General features: G+C 64.3%; 8 protein-coding genes. All 8 read right to left on the reverse strand.

Features of this window, described 5'->3' with window-relative positions:
• Positions 1-48: 48 nt before the first annotated feature.
• A complete protein-coding gene (locus IG169_RS08300) occupies positions 49-594 on the reverse strand; it encodes a DUF2478 domain-containing protein (protein WP_193175723.1) in 546 nt (181 codons plus the stop codon).
• On the reverse strand, positions 591-1,901 hold the full coding sequence (locus IG169_RS08305) for a molybdopterin molybdotransferase MoeA (protein WP_210325923.1): 1,311 nt from the start codon (positions 1,899-1,901) through the stop codon (positions 591-593). The genes IG169_RS08300 and IG169_RS08305 overlap by 4 nt, the downstream gene beginning before the upstream one ends.
• The gene (gene can, locus IG169_RS08310) at positions 1,888-2,508 is read right to left on the reverse strand and encodes a carbonate dehydratase (protein ID WP_193175724.1); all 621 of its coding nucleotides are present in this window, start codon (positions 2,506-2,508) and stop codon (positions 1,888-1,890) included. Before can ends, IG169_RS08305 begins: the two co-directional genes overlap by 14 nt.
• Positions 2,498-3,070, reverse strand: coding sequence for a hemerythrin domain-containing protein (locus tag IG169_RS08315; RefSeq protein WP_210325924.1), 573 nt, complete (start codon positions 3,068-3,070; stop codon positions 2,498-2,500). Before IG169_RS08315 ends, can begins: the two co-directional genes overlap by 11 nt.
• Before the next feature lie 10 nt (positions 3,071-3,080).
• A complete protein-coding gene (locus IG169_RS08320; RefSeq protein WP_193175725.1) occupies positions 3,081-3,992 on the reverse strand; it encodes a peptidylprolyl isomerase in 912 nt (303 codons plus the stop codon).
• A gap of 3 nt (positions 3,993-3,995) precedes the next feature.
• Positions 3,996-4,715: a respiratory nitrate reductase subunit gamma gene (gene narI / locus IG169_RS08325; RefSeq protein ID WP_193175726.1), complete on the reverse strand. Its 720-nt coding sequence runs from the start codon at positions 4,713-4,715 to the stop codon at positions 3,996-3,998.
• Positions 4,716-4,728: 13 nt separating this feature from the next.
• Positions 4,729-5,439 (reverse strand): nitrate reductase molybdenum cofactor assembly chaperone, encoded by a 711-nt coding sequence (gene narJ, locus IG169_RS08330; protein WP_193175727.1) that lies wholly within the window; start codon positions 5,437-5,439, stop codon positions 4,729-4,731.
• Positions 5,439-6,778: nitrate reductase subunit beta (narH, locus tag IG169_RS08335; protein ID WP_193175728.1), on the reverse strand; the 1,340-nt coding region annotated here is incomplete at its 5' end. The genes narJ and narH, both read right to left, overlap by 1 nt.

A 6,778-nucleotide genomic window follows, 5' to 3' on the forward strand; every position in this document is an offset into this window, starting at 1 on the left:
TTCCAAGAATATTAGCTTGCCGACAGGTGACGTGCCCGGCCGGCCCGTTCAGGCCGCATCGCGCGCCTTCCTCCGCCCGGCAATGGCCTCCAGCGCCCAACGCGTGACGGCCTCGGCATCGGGCGCCAGAAACACGCCCGTACCGGCAGTAAATTCGTTCCAGAACGGTTCGTATGTCGCGCGGACTGCGGTCAGTACGGGCACGCCGAGGCCGCAGGCGCTTTCGATCACGCTGCGGAAGCCCTGCCCGTCCGACTCCCCCTTGCCGAAGCGATTGAGGACGAGAAGACCGGTAGCGGGATCCACGGCCGCAAGAAGCCGACCGGAGACATCGGCCAGCGCTTGCGGATCAAGCCGGCAACCGCGCGATCCCGCGCCGAGCGCCTGGGTTATACGCAGTTGCTCTCCGCTCGATACATCCTCCAGGAAAGTCGCGGGACAACAACCCGGCCCGTCCGGCGTCTCGCGCTGAAAATAGCCGGCGACCGGATAGCCGCGCGACTGAACGGCGCGCGCGACCGTTTCGAGAAGTTCGTCGATGCGATCCCCTTCGCCGAAACGTATCGCGGCGATGGCAAGCGGATGGTCGGTCATAGGAAGTCTCCATTTGTAAGTCCCGCCAGTCGCGGGCCGAAAGCGAGGAAGCCCAGCGTGTCGCCCGACGTGATCCGTTCCTGCTCCGCCGGAATGACTGCCAGGCCGTCGGCGAGACCGAGCGCATAAAGCGTCCCGGAACTGCCATTGCCCAGCGCCTCGACGACCGGCACGCCCTCCGGCGACCGGGAGACGATCCGGGCAGGCACATATTCGGTTCGGCCGGTCTTGCGGCGCGCGGAATATCCGGCGAGCGCCCGCGTTTCACCGCCCTTCGGCTCGCTGACGCCGCCAAGACGCAGGATCTGTTCGCGCACGAACAATTCAAAGCCCACGAACGCCGACAGGGGATTGCCCGGCAGGCCGAAATACGCGGTCCGGCCGAGCGTGCCGAACAAGGCGGGCTTGCCCGGTTTCAGCGCCACTTTCCAGGCGCGGATTTCGCCACCGGCCCTGGCAAAGGCCGAACGAATGAAGTCGCGCCCGCCGGCCGAGACTGCGCCGGAGGAAAGCAGCATGTCGAATTCACCGGCATAACGGGAAAAGAAGCGGACCGTCGCTTCGTGTTTGTCATCGACGATGCCCAGATCGATGACCTCGGCCCCGGCAGTTTCGGCCAGAGCGATCAGCATCGGACGGTTGGCGTCGAAAATGCGGCCCTCTTCCGGCGCGCCCTGCAACACCAGTTCGCTGCCGGTCGAGAAGACGCCGACACGCGGACGCCGAAACACGTCAAGTTCGGCAAAGCCGTTTGCGGCGAGCAGCCCGATGTGACGCGGTTCGATCATTGTGCCCGCCGCGACGAGCAGCGCGCCGCGCGCAATATCGCTGCCCAGCGGTCGAATGTTCTCGCCGGAACGCGGAGGACGGCCGACGGTGACGCATGCGCCTTCGTCCCGGCAGTCCTCGATCATCACGACCGCATCGGCGCCAGCCGGGACCGGAGCGCCGGTGTAGATCCTCTTCGCCGTGCCCTTCATCCAATCGTCGTCGGGCGCACGAGCGCCGGCCGCCACCGTATCCGTGACGGTCAGGCGCCAGGGCCCCTGCACCGCCAGATCGTCAAGGCGGACGGCAAACCCGTCCATGGCCGACTGGTCGAAGAACGGCATCGGGTGTGGCGCGGTGACATCGCTGGCGACCACCCTTCCGCATGCCCTGCCAAGCGGCATCGGCTCCGTCTCGCGAACCGGGGTAACAAGGGAGCGGGCAATGGCGGTGGCTTGCGCGACCGTCAGCATCCTTTCGGCAAGACGCGTATCGTCGCAGCCGCAGCGCGATGTTCCAACGGCGCTATGCACGGTCATGGCATTCTCCCGCATCATGCCCCGTGCAGCCGCATTCGAGATCCCGGATGAGGCCGTCGTTCAGTCCGTAAACCCAGCCGTGAATCGCCAGTTCCTTCCCGCGTTTCCAGGCCGACTGGATGATCGGGGTGCGCGACAGGCCCGCCACCTGCGCCGCGATGGACAATTCGCACAGGCGGTTCAGGCGCGTTTCCGGATCGAGCACGGCGGTGAGTTGCGCGTCATGCGCGTCGGCGACATCGCGGACAGGCTGCAGCCAGTGGTCGATGATGCCGTGGCGGTGGCCGTCCATGGCGGCGCGCACGCCGCCGCAGCCATAGTGGCCGCAGACAATGACGTGCTTGATCTCAAGGGTTTCGACCGCGAATTCGAGCACGGACAACAGGTTGAGGTCGGCGCGGTGGACGAGATTGGCGACGTTGCGGTGAACGAAGACCTCGCCGGGTTCGAGCCCGGTGATGACGTTCGCCGGCACGCGGCTGTCGGAACAGCCGATCCACAGATAGTCCGGCCGCTGCAAAGCCGAGAGGCGGCGGAAATAGTCCGGATCCTCGCGGACCTTGCCGGTCGCCCAGCGGATGTTGTGATCGAGCAGGTCAGACAGCATGTGGCATGTCCGGGTAGTCGATGCCCCGGCGCGCAGCCATGCGGCGGCCGAGATTGCGCAAATCGTCGCCTGTCAGCCGGACGCGCGCCAACGGCAACACGATCGCGTTTTCCACGATCAGGTGCCGACGTTCGTTGGCGGCGAAACGGTGCAGCAAGGCACGCAAAGCCTTCGTGAAGCGCTTGCCGACAATTGCTTGCGACAGGCCTTCCGTGATGGCATCCGCATCCTGCTTGTCGGCGGCGTGTTCCTGGCTGAGTTCGCCGAGGACTTCCTCGATCCGGTCTTCCGGTTCGGCGCGCCGGCGCAACAACGGGAACAGGTCTTCTTCCTCGTCGACGACATGCTGACCGAAATCATGGCGCAGGAAACGCAGCACGGCGGCAATGCCCTCCTCGTCACGCTTCTGCTCGTCGGCAATTCGGTCGATCATCCAGCAAAGCGTGCGCTGGCGGAAATGCTCGGCAAAGACGTAATCCAGCGGCGCCACAAGCTGCTCGGGCGACGGCGCCGCCGCCAGCGTCGCAAGGGCCATGTGCCGTGCCTCTTCCTGCTTGTTCACCTTCCTCCTCCTACTGAACGAGCGGACCGTCCGCGCCGTTCAGCGAAATGCCTTTAATGTCGGCCTGGCCGGCAAGCACGGAAATGTACTGCGAGACAGCCTTGGACCATGCGGATGCCTCGAGCCAGGCCGCGATGCGTTCGGCGACCATCTCGTAAGGCAATTCCCTGCCCTCGATCCGCCGGTCCAGCGCAATGACGTGGAAACCGAAGCGGCTTTCGACAGGCACGGCTGAGATCTCGCCCTCCTGCATTTTCGCCAACGCTTCCTCGAATTCGCTGACGGTGCTTCCGCGGGTCAGCTGGCCCAGATTTCCGCCGTGTTCGCGCGACGGACATGCGGAATATTCCTTCGCCAGCGCGGAAAACCGCGCGGATCGTTTGCCAAGCACGTTGCAGAAATCGGTCGCGCGTTCGCTCGCGCCGGCACGTGCTTCGCGATCGTTTTCCGGCGCGGCGACAAGGATGTGACGTGCCTCGAACATCGGCTCGGTGCGGAACTTGTCCGGATGCCTGTCGTAATAACGCCGGCATTCCTCCTCGGTCGCCGTCGGCGTATCGATCTCGCGGTCCATCAGCAGACGGATGGCCGCGTCGCGCTCCGTCTCCATGCGCCCCGCTTCGTCGCGCGAGGACGAAACATCGATGTCCAGACGTCGGGCTTCCTGCCACAGCAGTTCGCGGATCACCAACGCCTCGGCTGCCTCGCGCAACGCGCCGCCGGGATTTTCGGCGGGATGGTTCTGCGCCTCGGCGAGAATATCGGCCTCCGGTATGGCAATGCCGTTGACGGAGATTTCCCTGATCACCGGCGCGGCCTTTGGCGGGATCCGCGTGTCCGGCTCCTGGTAGGTCGTGTATCCCGACCCCTGCGGCTCGTCCGCAGGGGATGAGAGCGACGGATTTTGATAGATCGTCGCCATGGTTCACTCCGCCGGCGCGCGCGTCTGCGCCGCGCGATGGTTGCGTTCGCGCACGACCTGGTAGCCTGGCCGCCACATGTAGCGCACCGGCACGCTCAGCATGTGCACGAGGCGCGTGAACGGGAACAGGAGCAGGATCGTCAGGCCCAGGAAGAGATGCAGCTTGAAGATGATGGAAGCCCCGGCGACATAGCTCGAGGCAGCCGCATTGAAGGTGAAGATGCCCTGCGCCCAGGTCATGAACCTTACCATTTCGTGCCCGTCGAGATGCTGCAGCGACACCGGGATCGTCAGCAGGCCCAGCGCCAGCTGGAGCCACAGCAGAACGATGATCAGCGTGTCGGAGGCGCTCGACGTGGCGCGCACGCGGGCGTCGAACAGGCGGCGGTGAACGAGCAAGGTCGCGCCGACAATCGCCATGATCCCGGCGATGCCGCCGGCGACGATCGCCAGCAACTGCTTCGCGCCGTGACTGATGCCGAGCGCGTCGAAGATCACAATCGGGGTCAGGAGACCGATCAGATGACCGAAGAAGATCACCAGCACGCCGACATGGAACAGCACCGAGCCCCAGATCAGCTGCTTGCGGCGCAGCAGTTGCGACGAGCCGGACCGCCAGGTGTAGGGCTCGCGGTCGTAGCGCACGATCGTGCCGAGGATCAGCACGACAAGCGCGATATAGGGATAGATCCCGTAGAGAAGCGTGTTCAGGAAGTCAGACATTGTTCTTGTCCTCTCAGGCGTTCGGTGCCTGCGTCATGTCGGCAGGCTTGCGGTTGGAGGCGCGGATCTGGCGCTGCAGGCGGTCCGGCCCGCAGGCGTTCTCGCCGGCATTGCCGCCGAAGGTGACGGCTTCCTCTTCCCAGACCCGGTCGAGCGCTTCGAGATCCTCCGGATTGTCTTCCGGAGCATCGAGGAGTTCAGCCAGGAGAGCTGCGTCCGGCTTTCCCCGCGCCATCGCCTCAAGCACGGTGAAGGCGTTGGCGTAGACGGACTTGCGCTTCTTCAGCCGCTCGCGCAGGGCGGCGACGATATGCACCGTCTGGCCGAGCAGTTCGCTCGCCTCTCCGGCGGGCTTCACCGACAGGTATTCGAGAAACATCGGCAGGTAGTCCGGCAGTTCCTTCGCGTCGATCTCGAAGCCGTCGGCCTCGTACATCTGCATCAGGTCAACCATGGCCTGGCCGCGGTCACGGCTTTCGCCATGGACATGTTCGAAAAGATGCAGCGACAGCGAGCGCGTGCGATCGAACAGGAACACGTAACGCTCCTGCGCGTCATAGAGATCGAGTGCGGCGATGTCGTCGGCGAGGCGCTTGAGCATAGAAGTCTCGCGTTTGCCGATGCCGGCGCTGTCGAGCGCCGCCTTGAGTTCCGGCATTGCGGTCCGAAACTCCTCGGACGGATAGGAGAGCAGCAACGAAATGATTTTCAGGGCTGTATTCATCACACCCGCTCCTTGAAGATGTCGGTTGGTGTCTGGACGGTGCGCGTGCGCTTGGCGCCGAACAGGTTGGTTTCGGTCTCGCCGCCGGAGCAGCCATTGCCGAAGGTGAAGCCGCAGGAACCGCGAACGTCATAGGCGTCCTCGGAAATCTCGCGGTGCGATGTCGGGATGACGAAGCGGTCCTCGTAATTGGCGATCGCCATCACGTGGTACATCTCCTCGATCATCTGGCCGGTCATGCCGACCTTCTCGGCCACCACCTCGTCGATGACACCGTCGATCGTCTTGGCGCGCATGTAGGCGCGCATGGCGAGCATGCGTTCCAGCGCGGAGACGACCGGGGCTTCCTTGCCCGCCGTGAGCAGGTTCGCGAGGTAACGGACCGGGATCCGGAGAGACCGGACGTCCGGCATCGCGCCGTCCATGCCGATCTTCCCGGACTCGGCCGCCGCCTGCAAAGGGGACAACGGCGGGATGTACCAGACCATGGGGAGGGTCCGGTATTCGGGATGCAGCGGGAACGCGATCTTCCACTCCATCGCCATCTTGTAGACGGGCGATTTCTTCGCAGCTTCCAGCCAAGCGTCCGGCACGCCGTCCTTGCGCGCCTGTTCGATCACGGCCGGGTCGTTGGGATCGAGGAAGATCTTGAGCTGCTCCTCGTAGAGGTCCTTCTCGTCGGCCGTCGAGGCGGCTTCGGAGATGCGGTCGGCGTCGTAGAGCACCACGCCGAGATAGCGGATCCGGCCGACGCAGGTTTCCGAACAGACGGTCGGATGCCCGGCCTCGATGCGCGGATAACAGAACACGCATTTCTCGGATTTGCCGGAAGACCAGTTGTAATAGATCTTCTTGTAGGGGCAGCCCGAGACGCACATGCGCCAGCCGCGGCACTTCTCCTGGTCGATCAGGACGATGCCGTCGTCCTCGCGCTTGTAGATCGCGCCCGACGGGCACGCCGCGACGCAGGTCGGGTTGAGACAGTGCTCGCACAGCCTCGGCAGATACATCATGAAAGTATTTTCGTACTCGCCGTAGATTTCCTTCTCGATGCCCTCGAAATTGGAATCCACCGACCGTTTGGAGAACTCACCGCCGAGAATTTCCTCCCAGTTCGGACCCCATTCGATTTTTTGCATGCGCTCGCCGGTAATCTGCGAACGCGGCCGCGCGGTGGGCGACGTCTGGCTTTCGCGGGCGGTCTGCAGGTGGCCGTAGTCGAAATCGAACGGCTCGTAATAGTCGTCGATTTCCGGCAGGTCCGGATTGGCGAAGATTTTTGCGAGGATCCGCCACTTGGCGCCCATCTTCGGCTCGATCTTGCCGTTGGACTTGCGCG

Source organism: Oricola nitratireducens (assembly GCF_014904745.1).
Classification (GTDB): Bacteria; Pseudomonadota; Alphaproteobacteria; order Rhizobiales; family Rhizobiaceae; genus Oricola; species Oricola nitratireducens.